The 17,066-nt window shown below is 34.9% G+C and carries 13 protein-coding genes and 3 tRNA genes; 6 read left to right on the forward strand and 10 right to left on the reverse strand.

The features are described from left to right. Positions 1–2 precede the first annotated feature (2 nt). Positions 3–1,100: a DNA replication/repair protein RecF gene (gene recF / locus SK637_RS09610; protein ID WP_033689598.1), complete on the forward strand. Its 1,098-nt coding sequence runs from the start codon at positions 3–5 to the stop codon at positions 1,098–1,100. 47 nt (positions 1,101–1,147) lie between these two features. On the opposite strand, the gene guaB is transcribed toward recF, so the two are convergent. Further along, positions 1,148–2,626 (reverse strand): IMP dehydrogenase, encoded by a 1,479-nt coding sequence (guaB, locus tag SK637_RS09615; protein WP_000073418.1) that lies wholly within the window; start codon positions 2,624–2,626, stop codon positions 1,148–1,150. Between the two features lie 150 nt (positions 2,627–2,776). Further along, entirely contained in the window at positions 2,777–3,802 is a 1,026-nt protein-coding gene (gene trpS, locus SK637_RS09620; RefSeq protein ID WP_033689600.1) for a tryptophan--tRNA ligase, read from the reverse strand. 205 nt (positions 3,803–4,007) lie between these two features. Here trpS and SK637_RS09625 point away from each other — a divergent pair, with 205 nt between their 5' ends. Then, entirely contained in the window at positions 4,008–5,630 is a 1,623-nt protein-coding gene (locus tag SK637_RS09625) for an ATP-binding cassette domain-containing protein (protein ID WP_000958772.1), read from the forward strand. A gap of 59 nt (positions 5,631–5,689) precedes the next feature. Beyond that, on the forward strand, positions 5,690–8,233 hold the full coding sequence (locus tag SK637_RS09630; RefSeq protein ID WP_033689603.1) for a YfhO family protein: 2,544 nt from the start codon (positions 5,690–5,692) through the stop codon (positions 8,231–8,233). Between the two features lie 29 nt (positions 8,234–8,262). On the opposite strand, the gene SK637_RS09635 is transcribed toward SK637_RS09630, so the two are convergent. Further along, on the reverse strand, positions 8,263–10,905 hold the full coding sequence (locus tag SK637_RS09635; protein WP_033689605.1) for a YhgE/Pip domain-containing protein: 2,643 nt from the start codon (positions 10,903–10,905) through the stop codon (positions 8,263–8,265). Positions 10,906–11,032: 127 nt separating this feature from the next. Here SK637_RS09635 and SK637_RS09640 point away from each other — a divergent pair, with 127 nt between their 5' ends. Then, positions 11,033–11,575 carry a TetR/AcrR family transcriptional regulator gene (locus SK637_RS09640; protein WP_033689607.1) on the forward strand — a complete coding sequence of 181 codons (543 nt, stop codon included), beginning with the start codon at positions 11,033–11,035 and terminating at the stop codon, positions 11,573–11,575. A 40-nt stretch (positions 11,576–11,615) separates the two neighbouring features. Here the strand turns inward: SK637_RS09640 and SK637_RS09645 are convergent. From SK637_RS09645 to rlmH, 7 genes are all read right to left on the reverse strand, one after another. Continuing rightward, positions 11,616–11,689: transfer RNA gene (locus tag SK637_RS09645), tRNA-Asn, on the reverse strand. A gap of 5 nt (positions 11,690–11,694) precedes the next feature. Then, positions 11,695–11,766: transfer RNA gene (locus tag SK637_RS09650), tRNA-Glu, on the reverse strand. Positions 11,767–11,817: 51 nt separating this feature from the next. Continuing rightward, positions 11,818–12,570, reverse strand: coding sequence for a competence system response regulator transcription factor ComE (gene comE, locus SK637_RS09655; RefSeq protein WP_000866062.1), 753 nt, complete (start codon positions 12,568–12,570; stop codon positions 11,818–11,820). Next, positions 12,567–13,892 carry a competence system sensor histidine kinase ComD gene (comD, locus tag SK637_RS09660; protein WP_033689609.1) on the reverse strand — a complete coding sequence of 442 codons (1,326 nt, stop codon included), beginning with the start codon at positions 13,890–13,892 and terminating at the stop codon, positions 12,567–12,569. The genes comE and comD overlap by 4 nt, the downstream gene beginning before the upstream one ends. A gap of 12 nt (positions 13,893–13,904) precedes the next feature. Beyond that, positions 13,905–14,027, reverse strand: a complete 123-nt coding sequence (gene comC / locus SK637_RS09665; protein WP_033689611.1) for a competence-stimulating peptide ComC — start codon at positions 14,025–14,027, stop codon at positions 13,905–13,907. A gap of 164 nt (positions 14,028–14,191) precedes the next feature. After that, positions 14,192–14,265, reverse strand: a tRNA-Arg gene (locus SK637_RS09670). Positions 14,266–14,308: 43 nt separating this feature from the next. Further along, a complete protein-coding gene (gene rlmH, locus SK637_RS09675; protein ID WP_000695939.1) occupies positions 14,309–14,788 on the reverse strand; it encodes a 23S rRNA (pseudouridine(1915)-N(3))-methyltransferase RlmH in 480 nt (159 codons plus the stop codon). A gap of 183 nt (positions 14,789–14,971) precedes the next feature. Between rlmH and htrA the strand changes: the two genes are divergently transcribed. Both htrA and SK637_RS09685 read left to right on the forward strand, forming a co-directional pair. Beyond that, positions 14,972–16,156 (forward strand): serine protease HtrA, encoded by a 1,185-nt coding sequence (gene htrA, locus SK637_RS09680; protein ID WP_033689613.1) that lies wholly within the window; start codon positions 14,972–14,974, stop codon positions 16,154–16,156. 57 nt (positions 16,157–16,213) lie between these two features. Continuing rightward, on the forward strand, positions 16,214–16,972 hold the full coding sequence (locus SK637_RS09685) for a ParB/RepB/Spo0J family partition protein (RefSeq protein WP_033689615.1): 759 nt from the start codon (positions 16,214–16,216) through the stop codon (positions 16,970–16,972). Positions 16,973–17,066 lie beyond the last annotated feature (94 nt).

Raw genomic sequence — 17,066 nt, forward strand, 5'->3', positions numbered from 1 at the left:
TCATGTGGCTACAAAACCTATCTCTCAAAACTTTTCGTAATTACAAAGAGACGAAAATAGACTTTAATCCTAAATTAAATGTCTTTTTAGGACGTAATGCACAAGGAAAAACAAACATGTTAGAGGCTATCTATTTTTTAGCCTTAACACGTAGTCATCGAACTCGAACAGATAAAAATCTCATTCATTTTGATGAGGAACAACTTCATCTTTCAGGTCTTGTTCAGAAAAAAACTGGATCCATTCCCCTAGAAATCGAACTAACACAAAAAGGCCGTGTGACAAAAGTTAATCATTTAAAACAAGCACGCCTTTCAGATTATGTAGGACACATGAATGTTGTTTTATTTGCTCCTGAAGATTTACAACTAATTAAAGGAGCACCTTCGGTTCGACGGAAATTCATTGATATGGAACTTGGACAAATCAAGCCAATCTATTTATCTGACTTAACTAATTATAACCACATCCTAAAACAAAGAAACACTTATCTAAAATCAGCTCAAAAAATAGATGAAACCTTTCTTTCTGTGTTGGATGATCAGCTAATTGATTATGGATGTCGTGTAATGAATCACCGCTTAGATTTCATAAAAAAACTAGAATCATTTGGTCGTAAGAAACATTTTGAACTCTCTAATCAGATTGAAGAGTTATCAATATCCTATCAATCCTCTGTCAAGATAACTGACAAAGAAGACTTATCAGAATCTTTCAAAATTGCTTTAGAAAAAAGTAGGTCCAGAGATTTATTTAAAAAGAACACTGGCGTCGGTCCTCATCGAGATGATATTTCTTTTTATATAAATGGGATGGACGCTAGTTTTGGAAGTCAAGGCCAACATCGTAGTCTCGTCCTCTCTATAAAATTAGCAGAAATCGAGTTAATGGAAAGTATTACTACAGAATCTCCGATATTATTGCTTGACGATGTTATGAGTGAACTTGACAACACTAGACAATTAAAATTATTAGAAACGATTTCTCATTCAATCCAAACCTTTATCACAACAACAAGCTTAGAGCATCTTCAAAATCTACCAGAAAATCTAAGTATTTTCACTATTCAAGGTGGTAAAGTTGTTGTAAACAAAACTTGACAATATTGTAAAAAAACTCCTGTTTTCGCAGGAGTTTTTCATTTCTTTTACATAGAATAATTTGGTGCCTCATTAGTAATTTGTACATCATGAGGGTGGCTTTCTTTCAAACCAGCACCAGACATTTCAATAAATTGAGCATTATCATGCAACTCTTTAAGGTTAGCTGCACCACAATAACCCATACCAGAACGGATACCACCAATCATTTGGAAGACAATATCAGCTGCCGCTCCTTTATAAGCAACACGACCTTCAATTCCTTCTGGAACGAGTTTGTTTGCTTCATTGACAGAACCTTGGAAGTAACGATCGCTTGAACCTTTCTTCATTGCTGCGATTGATCCCATACCACGGTAAGTCTTGAATTTACGTCCTTGGAAGATTTCAGTTTCACCTGGTGCTTCGTCTGTTCCAGCAAACATTGATCCAAGCATAACAGCATTTCCACCTGCAGCAAGGGCTTTTACAATATCTCCAGAATACTTGATTCCACCGTCAGCAATGATCGTTTTACCATATTCACGCGCAACGGCTGCAGCATCATAGATAGCTGTTACTTGCGGAACACCAACACCAGCAATCACACGAGTAGTACAGATAGAACCTGGTCCGATACCAACCTTAACAACGTCTACACCCGCTTCATAAAGAGCACGTGCACCTTCAGCAGTAGCAATATTTCCAGCAATTAAGGTACGATCTGGGAAGTGAGCACGAATTTCAGCAATTTTACGCAAGACACCTGCAGAATGACCATGTGCAGTATCAATAACAATCGCATCCGCTCCTGCCTCAAAAAGAGCCTCTGCACGTTCAAATGTATCTGAAGTAACACCTACTGCACCTGCAACTAGAAGACGACCAAACTCATCTTTAGCAGCATTTGGAAATTCAATAACTTTTTCAATATCTTTTATAGTAATCAAACCAGAAAGACGACCTTCTTCATCTACCAAAGGAAGTTTTTCAATACGGTGTTCTTGAAGAATACTCTCAGCAGTTGCAAGATCTGTACCCACAGGAGCAGTAACAAGATTTTCACTAGTCATATGATTTGAGATTGGTTGGTTATAGTCTGAAATAAAACGAAGATCTCGGTTTGTCAAAATACCAACCAATTTACGATTTTCAAGTGTTTCAACAACTGGAACACCACTGATGCGGTAACGACCCATAAGCTCATCTGCTTCAGCAATTGTATGTTCAGGCGTCAAGAAGAACGGATCAATAATAACTCCATTTTCAGAACGTTTTACCTTACGAACCTCGTCTGCTTGTTGAGCAATTGACATGTTTTTATGGATAACTCCGAGACCGCCTGCACGAGCAATAGCAATAGCCATTTGACTCTCTGTAACTGTGTCCATGGCAGCGGTAATAATTGGGATATTTAAAGTCAAATTATCTGCCAATTTAGTTGTTAAATCTGCATCGTTAGGCAACACATGACTTTCAGCTGGAATAAGCAATACATCATCAAAGGTAAAACCTTTTTTCAAAAATTTAGTGTCCCAATTAGACATTCGATGTTTCCTCTTTTCTTTCTTTTTGAGCTTGACTCTTTTTATATTGTATCTATCATACCATTCTATAAAAATTTGTCAAATATTACAGGAGTAAATAAAAACTATCTTTTCTTCGAGATAGAAATGATAGTTTCTTGTAAAATAAACTTAGTTAAAGTAATGAAGTCCCATTGCTCCTTTAACCTCAGATAGGGTTTGACCTGCAACTTCACGCGCTCTTTCACTACCTTTTTGAAGCATATTATAAACTTCTCCCATATCCTTAGCAAATTCAATACGGCGCTCACGAATAGGACCAAGTTCACGTTCTAATATTTCAAGTAGATAACGCTTGGTTTTCACATCACCAAGACCACCTCGTTGATAATGTTCTTTCATGTCAGTAATTTCTTGAGCATCTTCTGGACGACCGAAAACATCTAGATAATGGAAAACCATATTTCCCTCAATCTTACCTGGATCTTCCACTCGAATATGATCTGGATCTGTATACATACTCATCACTTTTTTACGCAAAGTATCCGCATCATCAGCTAAATAAATACCATTATTGAGTGATTTAGACATTTTAGCATTTCCATCTAAACCAGGCAAACGCCCTGCTCCCTCATTTTCTGGATAAATACCTTCCGGCTCTACCAAGACATCACAGTTATATGCATTATTAAAAGAACGAACAATCTCGCGAGTTTGCTCAATCATTGGTTTCTGATCTGTCCCAACAGGAACATAATTAGCCTTGAAAGCTGTGATGTCAGCTGCTTGAGCTATTGGATAAACCAAGAATCCTGTCGGAATGCTTTCTCCAAATCCCTTCTGAGCAATCTCTGTCTTGACTGTTGGATTACGCTCCAAACGTGCTAATGAAACTAGATTCATATAGTACATAGATAGTTCAGCCAACTCTGGAATTTGGCTTTGAATAAAGATAGTTGATTTACTTGGATCCAATCCAACTGCAAGATAATCCAAAGCCACATTTCCGATAGACTCTACAATTGTTTGAGGGTCTTTAGCATGATCTGTCAAAGCTTGTTGGTCAGCCAAGAACACAAACATATCATACTTATCCTCTTCCTGTAATAATACTCGATTTTTGAGACTTCCAACATAATGTCCAATATGCAATTTTCCTGTTGGACGGTCTCCTGTTAAAATAATGGGTTTAGTCATTTTGTTCTCCTTCGATATAGTCCCTTCAATTATAGCATTTTTTTAATGAAATAACTGTAATTTATCAAAATAAATCAGCCTTGCTATTTACGAATTCGTGTAAAGTATGCTGTAAATATAATTTACACAAAATTGACAGATAAAAATTTGAATATTTCCGTATTTTCTAGTAGAATAAATATATTACACATATAGGAGAAAAACATTGCTTACAGTATCTGATGTTTCACTACGTTTTAGTGATCGCAAACTTTTTGATGATGTCAATATCAAATTTACAGAAGGAAATACTTACGGATTAATCGGTGCTAATGGTGCCGGAAAATCTACCTTTTTAAAAATTTTAGCCGGAGATATCGAACCTACTACTGGTCACATCTCTCTTGGTCCAGATGAACGTCTCTCTGTTCTTCGTCAAAATCACTTTGACTATGAAGATGAACGTGCCATTGATGTTGTTATCATGGGAAATGAAAAACTTTATAGCATCATGAAAGAGAAAGATGCCATCTACATGAAGGAAGATTTCTCAGATGAGGATGGAGTGCGTGCTGCCGAACTTGAAGGAGAGTTTGCCGAGCTTGGGGGCTGGGAAGCAGAAAGTGAAGCCTCTCAACTCCTTCAAAACCTAAATATCCCAGAAGAATTGCACTATCAAAATATGAGCGAATTGGCCAACGGTGAAAAAGTAAAGGTTCTCCTCGCCAAAGCACTTTTTGGTAAACCAGATGTTCTTCTTTTAGACGAGCCGACCAATGGTTTGGATATCCAATCTATTACTTGGTTAGAAGATTTCTTGATTGACTTTGATAACACAGTCATAGTAGTATCCCATGACCGTCACTTCTTGAATAAAGTATGTACCCACATGGCAGACCTTGACTTTGGAAAAATCAAACTCTATGTCGGAAACTACGACTTCTGGAAGGAGTCTTCTGAACTCGCTGCTAAATTGCTAGCAGACCGTAATGCCAAAGCAGAAGAAAAAATTAAGCAATTGCAAGAATTCGTTGCTCGTTTCTCTGCCAATGCTTCTAAATCAAGACAAGCAACATCACGTAAGAAAATGCTTGATAAGATTGAACTAGAAGAGATTGTACCATCCAGTCGTAAATATCCATTTATCAACTTTAAAGCTGAGCGTGAAATTGGTAATGATCTCTTGACAGTAGAAAATCTAACTGTAAAGATTGATGGTGAGACTATTTTAGATAATATCAGCTTTATCTTGCGTCCAGGTGATAAGACAGCGCTTATTGGACAGAATGACATCCAAACGACTGCATTAATTCGTGCAATCATGGGAGATATTGACTATGAAGGAACTGTCAAGTGGGGAGTTACAACTAGTCAATCTTACCTGCCAAAAGATAACTCAGCTGATTTTGCAGGGGGAGAATCAATTCTTGACTGGTTGCGTCAATTCGCAAGTAAAGAAGAAGATGACAATACTTTCCTACGTGGTTTCCTTGGCCGTATGCTCTTCTCTGGAGATGAAGTTAACAAACCTGTAAACGTCTTGTCAGGAGGAGAAAAAGTCCGCGTCATGCTTTCCAAACTCATGCTCTTGAAATCAAATGTTCTTGTCCTCGATGATCCAACCAATCACTTGGACCTGGAATCTATCTCAAGCTTGAACGATGGATTGAAAAACTTTAAAGAATCAATCATCTTTGCCAGTCATGACCACGAGTTTATTCAAACTCTAGCTAACCATATCATTGTCTTGTCTAAAAATGGCGTCATCGACCGTATCGATGAAACCTATGATGAATTCCTAGAGAATGCAGAAGTACAAGCAAAAGTTAAAGAACTTTGGAAAGACTAAAAAAATTCAAAACTCAGTTGGGTTAACCAGCTGAGTTTTCTAACATTTTATGAGGTAACATGAAATTATTTTTTAAAACATATTGGACCTATTTTGTTTCTTTCATCATTCCCATAATCATTATGACAGGAGTATATCTATCTCAAGGTATCTACTGGAATAGCGATACATCTCCATTATTAGGAGATGGGTTTCATCAATACGTTATTTTTGATGTAGCTTTACGAAATATCCTACATGGAAATGGTAGTCTATTTTACACCTTTACAAGTGGCCTCGGATTAAATTTCTATGCCCTATCTAGTTATTACTTGGGAAGTTTCCTTTCACCTCTAGTTTACTTTTTTTATCTGTCGAATATGCCAGATGCTGTCTATCTGACAACTCTCTTAAAATTTGGATTGATTGGTTTGTCAACTTACTTTAGTTTAAATAAATTATTTCAATCGATTACTAAGCCTTTAAAACTAGGTTTATCTACTTCCTATGCTCTAATGAGTTTCACTGTCAGTCAATTAGAGATAAAAACCTGGCTAGATATTTTTATCTTGATTCCTTTAATTATAACTGGTTTACAGCTACTGATAACTGAAAAGAAATCCCTATTGTACTTTACAAGTCTGTCAATCTTATTTATCCAAAACTATTATTTTGGCTATATGACAGTATTGTTTCTTATTTTCTGGTATCTCTGTCAAATTTCGTGGGACTTTAAGACTCGAAAATCATCTTTTCTTGATTTCATAATCACCTCCGTTTTAGCTGGTATGACTAGTTTGATTATGACTCTTCCCACTCTGTTTGATTTACAGACACATGGGGAAAAATTAACTGAAATTACAAAGTTTCAAACTGAAAGTAGCTGGTATCTTGATCTCTTTGCTAAACAATTCATTGGTTCCTTTGACACAACAAAGTATGGGGCCATCCCAATGATTTTTGTTGGACTACTTCCCTTTATTTTGACCATTTTATTTTTTACGCTGAAATCTATTAAGTTTCACGTGAAACTTATCTATGCAATCTTCTTTACATTTCTAATTGCAAGCTTTTATATTGAAGCTCTTGATTTATTTTGGCAAGGCATGCATACTCCAAACATGTTTTTACATCGCTATGCTTGGATTTTCTCTACCTTGTTAATTTACACAGCAGCAGAAGTCTTAAATCGTCTGAAAGAAATTAAAATCTGGAATTTTTTAGTTTCGCTTTTTCTTATAGTAACAGGATTTTTAGCTACCATCTATCTAAAATCACATTATTCTTTTTTAACAGATTTGAATATCCTACTGACTCTTGAATTTTTAGTTGTCTATTCTCTTTTACTCCTTGCGGTTATCAAAAAATTTATTTCTGTGAATCTGTTTGCCATTCTAATTTCTTTATTTATAATGATTGAAGTGAGTTTAAATGCTTCATCTCAAATAGACGGAATTGCTAAGGAATGGGGATTTGCTTCTCGAAGTGCTTATAGTCGAGATATCCCAGCTATGGAATCTTTCTCAACATATATCGGAAATCAATTTACTCGTACTGAAAAACTACAAACTCAGACAGGAAATGACAGTATGAAATTCAACTACAATGGAATATCTCAATTTTCATCTGTTCGAAATCGTTCAGCAAGCTCTACTTTGGATAAACTTGGGTTTAGATCCTCTGGGACCAATCTCAATCTCCGCTATGCCAATAATAGTATTTTAGCTGATAGTTTATTTGGCATCCAGTACAATATCTCAGAAAACCCTATTGATAAGTATGGTTTCCAAGTTGTATATCAAAAAGATAATCTTGCCCTATATGAAAATCAATTCTCTCTTCCGATTGCATTTGCTAGTCAATTTGTTTACAATGATGTCAAGTTCAATGAACATACTTTAGATAATCAAGCCTCGTTTTTAAATCAACTTGCTAACGTCGATTTTGATTATTTTTCTCCAATCCCTTATGACAAAACAGAAAATACTGATGATTTGATTAGTGTTACAAGTTCTTCAAATGAGGATGCAGCAATCCAGTATCAAATTGAAGTACCAGAAAACAGCCAAGTTTATCTTTCTTTCACAAATCTTCACTTTTCTAATGATAAACAAAAGAAGGTTGATATCCTTGTAAATGGAGAAAAGAAAACTTTTACAACTGATAATGTCTTCTCCTTCTTTAATCTAGGCTATACAAAAGAGAAAAAGACTTTCAATATCAATGTTAGTTTCCCTGGAAATTCACAAGTATCATTTGAATCTCCTACCTTCTATCGTTTAGATACCCAAACTTTAACTGAGGCAATTCAAAAAATCAAAGAACAACCTGTCACAATATCAACTTCTAAAAACAAGGTTTTTGCTACATATGATGTCCAACAAGATACATCTATTTTTTTCACCATTCCTTATGACAAAGGTTGGTCTGCCTACCAAGATGGTAAGAAAATAGAAATTAAACAAGCTCAAACTGGATTTATGAAAGTTGACGTTCCCAAGGGGAAAGGAACTATTACACTTTCCTTCATTCCCAATGGTTTTATTGCTGGAGCAATTTGTTCCTTTACTTCTCTCTTACTATTTGGAACCTATAATCACAGACGAAAGTCATCTAAGGCATAAAAAATCGACCAATTAATCGGTCGATTTTTTTAATCTTCTTCCATTTTCTTAGGTTGATAGGCTAGCATACCTAAACCAGTAAATAGGGCTAATATCACGGCAAGGAAAACGACTTGATGATGAATATTTCCTGTCATAGAGATTGTTTGTCGTAATCCCGAAACTGAATAACTCATTGGTAACCAGGGATTAATAGCTCTAAAGAAATCATTTGTCAAGGCAAGTGGATAAGTACCTGCACTTGATGCTAACTGTAATAAAAGCAAAATAAGAGAAAAGAAAGCTCCTATACGGCTATTCCATGTTGTTAAAGCGGTCACCATGGACATGAATACTAAACTTGTTAGGATAATGAGAATAAATGTTCTCATCTCATGATTTGCAGTTAAACCAATAAGATGAACTCCTCCATATACCAAAATTCCTGCTAAAACAGCTATAATACCATTTATTTCAGCTCGAGATTTCAACCAAGCCCAACGGCTATCCGGATGACGTCCTGAAGGTAACTTCGCAAAGATCATATTCGTTGATATTGCTGCAACAAAAAGAGCAACTGATATCATATAAGGAGACATTGCAATTCCATTTACAGGAACTTGATCATTGTCTGTTTTTGAAAGATTGAGTGGATTTGACAAAATCTCTGCATTTTTAGATTCCGTAGATGATGATTTGAGTTGATCACTAGCATTACTTAGTCCTTGTCCTAAAGAAGCAACTCCTGTCTGTAAACCTTCCAATCCAGAAGTTAACTTTGTTCCACCTTCTGCTAGTTTCCCAACTCCATCTGCCAATTTATTAGCTCCACTTTCTAATTGAGAAGCACCTGAAATTAACTGACTGGATTTGTCAGCTAGTTGGCTAGAGCCTGACTGCAATTTATCAACTCCTGCTATCAATTCTTGACTCTTTTGATTCAATTGGTTAGAGCCAGTTGATAATTTTTCAATACCAGACACTAATTCTGGAGTTTTTTCAACTAATTGACCAACTCCTGCTGTCAATTTAGAAGATTTTTGTGTCAAGGTAGTTGAGCCTGAAACTAATTGGTCCAAACTACCTGTCAAGGTGGAATTCTTTTCACTTAGTTGACTTGCGCCCTGAGAAACTTTATCAACACCTGCAGTATATGCGTTTACCCCCGATGTAATAGACTGACTAGCAGGAACTAATTTACTCGTCAATGTTCCCTGTATCTCTGTTAATCCACTTGACAATCCTGTCAAAGAAGTAGAAGCAATAGGTAATACTTGATTAGCTTGATTTTTTAATGTCGAAAGATTAGAAGATTGATTTTGTAAGTTTTCTAAACTTCCCTGTAAACCTTGAACTAAAGCTACAATTGACTGTGCTAATTGAATACTATCAGTCGAATTTTGAGATACAGAAGCACTTATTTCAGCTCGTTGCTCACTTGTCAAAGATTGATAAGCTGCTGTCGATTGAATATTGGCTAATGTAGTCGCTTTATCAGACTGAGCACTTGCTAACATTTGATTAGAAAGAGATACTATACTTGATAAAACAGAATCTAAGTGTTTTGTATCTCCAACATCAATATTTTGAATGGCTTGATTTAACTGATTCAGACCAGAAGATAATTGATTAATTTGATCTTTTTGCTCAGACGAAGCATCTAACTTGCTAGAAAGTTGTTGAATCCCTTCACTTAATTGCTCCACCCCCATTCGAAGTGTAGCTGATTGATTGGATAACTGATTAGCACCTGTTGCAAGATTTCCCACTCCATTTGTATAGGCACTAACACCAGATGAAAATTGATTAAGACCAGTATTGAGCTGAGAAACACCGCCAGTATAGGCCTCTACACCAGTATATAATTGATTGATTCCCCCTACTAATTCAGGACTTTTAGAAGATAATTGACCTAACCCACTATCTAATTGACTCACTGCACCAGTATATGTAACTAAACCACTATTAAAATTCCCTAAGCCAAGATGAAGTTGTTCAACACCAGAGACATAAGAGGATAATCCTTTAGTAAACTGCTCCGTTCCATTTGAAAATGTTAAACTTGAATCTGCTAAATAGTGTAGGTTAGTAGTTAATGTTTGACTTCCTGCCACTAACTGATTCGCTCCATCAGTTAATTTTTCACTACCAGAAGCTGCTTGACTCATGCCATCCTTTAAATCGACCATTTTGTTGAATAAAGCTTTAGTATAGGTCTCGGTTACATTGGTAGAAACACTCTGCTTTAATTGTGTCATAGCAGAATCACTCATCTTGCTTGCAATAAAGCTATGACCACTTGAAGTCTGATAATCGATTTGCATTTGCTCTGGATGATACGTTAAAATAGAAGCTGCTTTTTCAGATAAATCACTTGGTAAAGTGACTACCATATAGTAATCGCCATTTTCTAAACCCTTCTTACCTTCTTCTTCATCTACAAAATGAAAATCCAAGGTTTTATTTTCTTTTAAATTGGTCACCATGTCTTTTCCTATAGACATGCTATTACCATTATAGGAAGCCTCTTTATCATTATTGACAACTGCCACAGGTAAGTCAGACAATTGACCATATGGATCCCACATTGAGGACAAAAATATGATATTGTACAGAGCTGGAATAAGAGAAATCCCTATTATGACAATAATAAAGATTGGTTTTTTAAAAATTGCTTTCCATTCTTTAAACATAGTTTCTCCTTTTTTAAACATATTGTCTAAAATTTTGATATAATAGATTATACATTAAAAAATCTAAATTACAAGATAAAAAATCCATTTTTAGACATATAGTCTAATTTGTTTACAAGGAGGAAATATGCAAGAAAGTAACAAACGCTTAAAAACAAAGCGAACTATTGAAAATGCTATGGTACAATTACTCATGGAACAGCCATTTGATCAAATTTCTACTGTCAAGCTAGCAGAAAAAGCCGGAATTAGTCGTTCCAGCTTCTATACTCACTATAAAGATAAGTATGATATGATTGAGCACTATCAAAGCAAGCTATTCCATACATTTGAATATATTTTTCAAAAACATGCTCATCACAAAAGAGATGCTATTTTAGAAGTATTTGAATATCTAGAGTCAGAACCACTCCTGGCTGCTCTTCTTTCTGAAAATGGGACCAAAGAAATCCAAAATTTCTTACGAAATAAACTTCATATCATGCTCAGCACAGATTTACAAAAACGCTTTATGCAACTGAATCTCAATACCACTGAATTAGAATATAGTAGCATCTATCTAACTCACGCACTTTTTGGTGTCTGCCAAACTTGGATTGCACATGGAAAAAAAGAAAGTCCTCAAGAAATAACAGACTTCCTTATGAAGATGCTTGGTGATATAAATTGATACAAAAAAGGGAACAACACTATGTTCCCTTTTATCTATACTCCGCCAGTAGGACTCGAACCTACGACATCATGATTAACAGTCATGCGCTACTACCAACTGAGCTATGGCGGATAAAATAGTCCGTACGGGATTCGAACCCGTGTTACCGCCGTGAAAAGGCGGTGTCTTAACCCCTTGACCAACGGACCTTCTATCTGTAGCAGATATAACCATTATATCAATTTCTTGCTAATTGTCAATTACTTTTGAGATTTTTTCTCTAGAATATCTTTTAATTTTCTAATTTTTAATCTTGAAATAGGACAACGATGGTCTTCATAGAAAACAATTTCTAAGTTTTTTCGATCAATTTCTCTGATATTGCCTATATTTACCAAAAATGACTTATGAGGAGAATAAAATCTCTGAGTATGTTTGTCCTTTTCCTGAATATCTGTCATGGTACCGTAAAACTCTTTGGCAAAATTTTTACCAATAATGCGCAATTTATGAGAAACTCCTGTCGTTTCAATATACAAAATATCATGGTAAGGAATTTTTAAATCATTTCCCTTGTAATTGTAGTCAAAATAATCTACCACATCTTCATTTTCAAGTAACATACTCTTCGTGTAGAATATATTTTGCTCAATTCTCTTCTTAAATAACTCATCATTGATATCCTTATCAACAAAATCTAAGGCTGATACCTGATATTTATATGTTAGAGTCGCAAACTCTGATCGACTTGTGATAAAGACGATAATAGCGTAAGGATTGTAATGACGAATGAGCTGAGCCACTTCAAATCCCTTTTTCTCAATTCCATGAATATCGATATCTAGGAAATAAAGCTGGTTTACTTCGTCGTTTTCAATGTATTCTTCAAATTCACGGACTTTTCCCGTTGTCTTGTATGATATTGGAATATTCGATTCTTTCGAAATTTCATCCAATATTCTCTCTAGTCTCACTTGATGTTCAATAACATCTTCTAAAATTAAAACTTTCATTCAAATTCCCTCTTAAATCTAATGATTTGTCTAAATGTACTGCCTTCCATCTCTGTTTCTAAAATAATGTTGTTGTACTTATCTAGTAGTTCTTTCACATTATTTAATCCTACTCCGCGATTTCTTCCCTTAGTGGAGAATCCTAAAGCAAATAGATCTCCTGAAGGAGTCATCGTCATTTTACATGAATTCTGAATCACAATAACTGTTTCAGTTTCCATCTTAATAACTGCTACTTCCATCTGCTTTTTATAACTATCAGCCGATCCTTCGACAGCATTGTTCAATAAAACACTCATAATACGAACCAAATCCAATAGTTCAATTGGAAGATTAGTAATCGTATCTTTTACTTCCAGTGTAAACTCTACACCATTATTTCGAGCATAGACAATTGACTGAGCAACTAAACTTCGTAAAGCTGAATCTTCTATGTTGTTCAAATCAAAGTAAGTGTACTTATCTGAACGCAATTTATGATTTGCTTTAACTAAAACTTCATTGTAAACTCTGTCAATTTCCTGTAAATTACCACTGTCAATTGCCATCTGCATACTGACAAGCATTCCAGCATAGTCATGTCGAAAACCACGAATTTCATTATACAGTCCGACAATTTCATCTGTGTAGTTTTGTAAATGTTTCTGTTCAAATTTCTTCTGCTTCAAAGCAATCTCTTTCTCCATTTGTTCTTTATGCGAATTCATTGCAAAGAAGGTCAAAAATAGAGAAATAAAGACAATAGATGACAAAATACTTCCAAAACTATTCAAATGTTTAACCGTACTTACCATATCTGAAACGAACGATACAATATGGAGCAGTAGTAAAGCAAAAAATACTTTTTTCAAGAAAGGATAAAGGTAGTCCTTATCAAAATAGTTTAGTTCTAAATGGAAATAATGAATGATTTTTAAGATAATAAAATAGGTCAACACCGTTACAACGAAAAAGAATAACCCATAATATTGTAAAACAAAATTGTCTCCTGTTATAGAGGAGAACGTTACGGACAGAAAGGTGTGAGGACTCTCATATAAAAGAGATAGTAGTAAACTTAGGAATAATCCTCTATCCCTCTCATACTGTTTAATCCATCGAAAATAGGAATATAAGCCCAAAGGAAATAAAAATGTTGCAATCCCTAACCCATCTAAAGATAGAAGATAAAAGGGAAGACCAAGGACTATTTGTAATAGTAGTGTATAAGCACCAAAAATGTATAATTCCTTTGCTTTTATTTGATCTTTACAAATTAAATGGTAACTGTGACTAATAATTAAAAAATATAATATAAAATCTACTACTAAGAAAAAATCCATTCTGACACCCCTTTATATTCTTCTTAAGAAATGAAAGAAATTATTATTTGATTTCCTCATCTCCCCACCTTGAATTTTTTGCAAGTCTTTTTCCTTCAAGGCTACAAACTGTTCCAATTTAACTGTGTTTTTCATAATAAAATCTCCTCAATGTTTTTTTCTTGTAAGCTAACTTACAAAAACTATTATACAAAATGGAATTTTGTTTTAGATAAAATTCTCTCAACTGTCATTTTTTTATCCCCAAGTGTACTTTTTTAAGAAAAAAGCCGGGAAAATTCCCAGCTTTGCTACTATATTGATCCCAGCAGGATTCGAACCTGCGACCGTTCGCTTAGAAGGCGAATGCTCTATCCAGCTGAGCTATGAGACCTAATACAGATATTCTACCAAAAATTCACTTGAAAGTCAATTTTCTATTTATGATAGGGCGAGCCCTGCTGTATTGTAAAAGCTCGATAGATTTGTTCAACAAGGACTAATCTCATTAACTGGTGGGGCAAGGTTAAGCGGCCAAAACTAACAGAGAGATTGGCTCTCTTTTTTACATCCTGTGCTAATCCCAGACTCCCTCCAATAATAAATGTAAGAGTAGAAAATCCTTTTATAGAAGCTTCTTCTAACTGCTTACTAAATTCTTCTGAAGCAAGTGTTTTCCCCTCAATGGCTAACACAATAACAAAATCACGATCACCAACTTTTGATAAAGTTCTCTGACCTTCTATTTCTAAAATCTTTTGATTTTCTGACTCACTAGCCCTATCTGGTGTTTTTTCATCTGCTAGCTCAATCATTTCAAGCTTAGCAAATCGAGAAATTCGTTTTGAATACTCCGCGATACCATCTTTTAAATACTTTTCTTTCAGTTTCCCAACTGTTACAACTTTAATTTTCATGACTCTATTCTAACATATTCTTTATTTTTTAACATCTTATTCACAAAATAAAAGGTTAATTTTAACCGAGAAAACCACAGATTTTTGAAAGTTATCCACAATCTGTGAAAAACTTTTGTGTTTAAGTTATAATTAAGCTAGTCAGTTTATACTTTCAGTAATTTCAAACATATGGAGGAAAATATGAAACATCTAAAAACATTTTACAAAAAATGGTTTCAATTATTAGTCGTTATCGTCATTAGCTTTTTTAGTGGAGCCTTGGGGAGTCTTTCAATAACTCAACTAACTCAAAAAAGTGGTGTAAATAACTCTAACAACAACAATAGTACTATTACACAAACTGCCTATAAGAACGAAAATTCAACAACACAGGCTGTTAACAAAGTAAAAGATGCTGTTGTTTCTGTTATTACTTATTCAGCTAACAGACAAAATAGCGTATTTGGTAATGATGATACTGACACAGATTCTCAGCAAATCTCTAGTGAAGGATCTGGGGTTATTTATAAAAAGAATGATAAAGAAGCTTACATCGTAACCAATAATCACGTTATAAATGGCGCCAGCAAAGTAGATATTCGTTTGTCAGATGGAACTAAAGTACCTGGAGAAATCGTCGGAGCTGATACTTTCTCTGATATTGCTGTCGTCAAAATCTCTTCAGAAAAAGTGACAACAGTAGCTGAATTTGGTGATTCTAGTAAGTTAACCGTAGGAGAAACTGCCATTGCTATTGGTAGCCCATTGGGTTCTGAATATGCAAATACTGTCACTCAGGGTATTGTATCTAGTCTCAATCGAAATGTATCTTTAAAATCTGAAGATGGACAAGCCATTTCTACAAAAGCCATCCAAACTGATACTGCTATTAACCCAGGTAACTCTGGTGGCCCACTGATCAATATTCAAGGACAGGTTATCGGAATTACCTCAAGTAAAATTGCCACAAATGGAGGAACATCTGTAGAAGGTCTTGGTTTCGCAATCCCTGCAAATGATGCTATCAATATTATTGAACAGTTAGAAAAGAACGGTAAAGTGACTCGTCCAGCTTTGGGAATTCAAATGGTCAATCTCTCAAATATTAATACAAGTGATATTAGAAGACTTAATATTCCAAGCAATGTAACATATGGTGTAGTTGTTCGTTCTGTGCAGAGCAATATGCCTGCTAATGGTCACCTTGAAAAATACGATGTTATTACAAAAGTAGATGACAAAGAGATTTCTTCATCAACAGACTTACAAAGTGCTCTTTACAATCATTCTATCGGAGACACCATTAAGATCACTTACTATCGCAACGGTAAAGAAGAAACTACATCTATTAAACTTGACAAGAGTTCAGGTGATTTAGAATCTTAATTGACATCTATGTAAAGAAAGCTTTACATAAAAGAAAAGATGTGTTAGTGTAGAATCATGGAAAAATTTGAAATGATTTCTATCACGGATATACAAAAAAATCCCTATCAACCTCGAAAAGAATTTGATGGAGAAAAACTACATGAACTAGCACAGTCTATCAAAGAAAATGGGGTCATTCAACCGATTATTGTTCGTCAATCTCCTGTTATTGGTTATGAAATTCTTGCAGGAGAGAGACGCTATCGGGCTTCACTTTTAGCTGGTCTAAGGTCTATACCAGCTGTTGTTAAACAACTTTCAGATCAAGAAATGATGGTCCAGTCCATCATTGAAAATTTGCAAAGAGAAAATTTAAATCCAATAGAAGAAGCACGCGCCTATGAATCTCTTGTAGAGAAAGGATTTACCCATGCTGAAATTGCAGATAAAATGGGCAAGTCTCGTCCTTATATCAGCAACTCTATTCGCTTGCTTTCCTTGCCAGAACAGATCCTCTCAGAAGTAGAAAATGGCAAACTATCACAAGCGCATGCTCGTTCGCTAGTTGGGTTGAATCAGGAACAACAAGACTATTTCTTTCAACGAATCATAGAGGAAGACATTTCTGTAAGGAAGTTAGAAGCTCTTCTGACAGAGAAAAAACAAAAGAAACTTCAAAAAACGAATCATTTCATACAAAATGAAGAAGAACAGTTAAAAAAACTACTCGGATTAGATGTAGAAATCAAATTGTCTAAAAAAGATAGTGGCAAAATCATTATTGCTTTCTCAAATCAAGAAGAATACAGTAGAATTATCAACAGCCTGAAATAAGGCTGTTCTTTTATTTTTTTATCTCACAAGGTTATCCACTATTTTTTTAATAAAAAGCTTAATAAATCAATAGTTCCTGCCTTTATCCCCAACC

Origin of the sequence: Streptococcus mitis, from assembly GCF_000722765.2 — a bacterium.
GTDB lineage: Bacteria > Bacillota > Bacilli > Lactobacillales > Streptococcaceae > Streptococcus > Streptococcus mitis_AQ.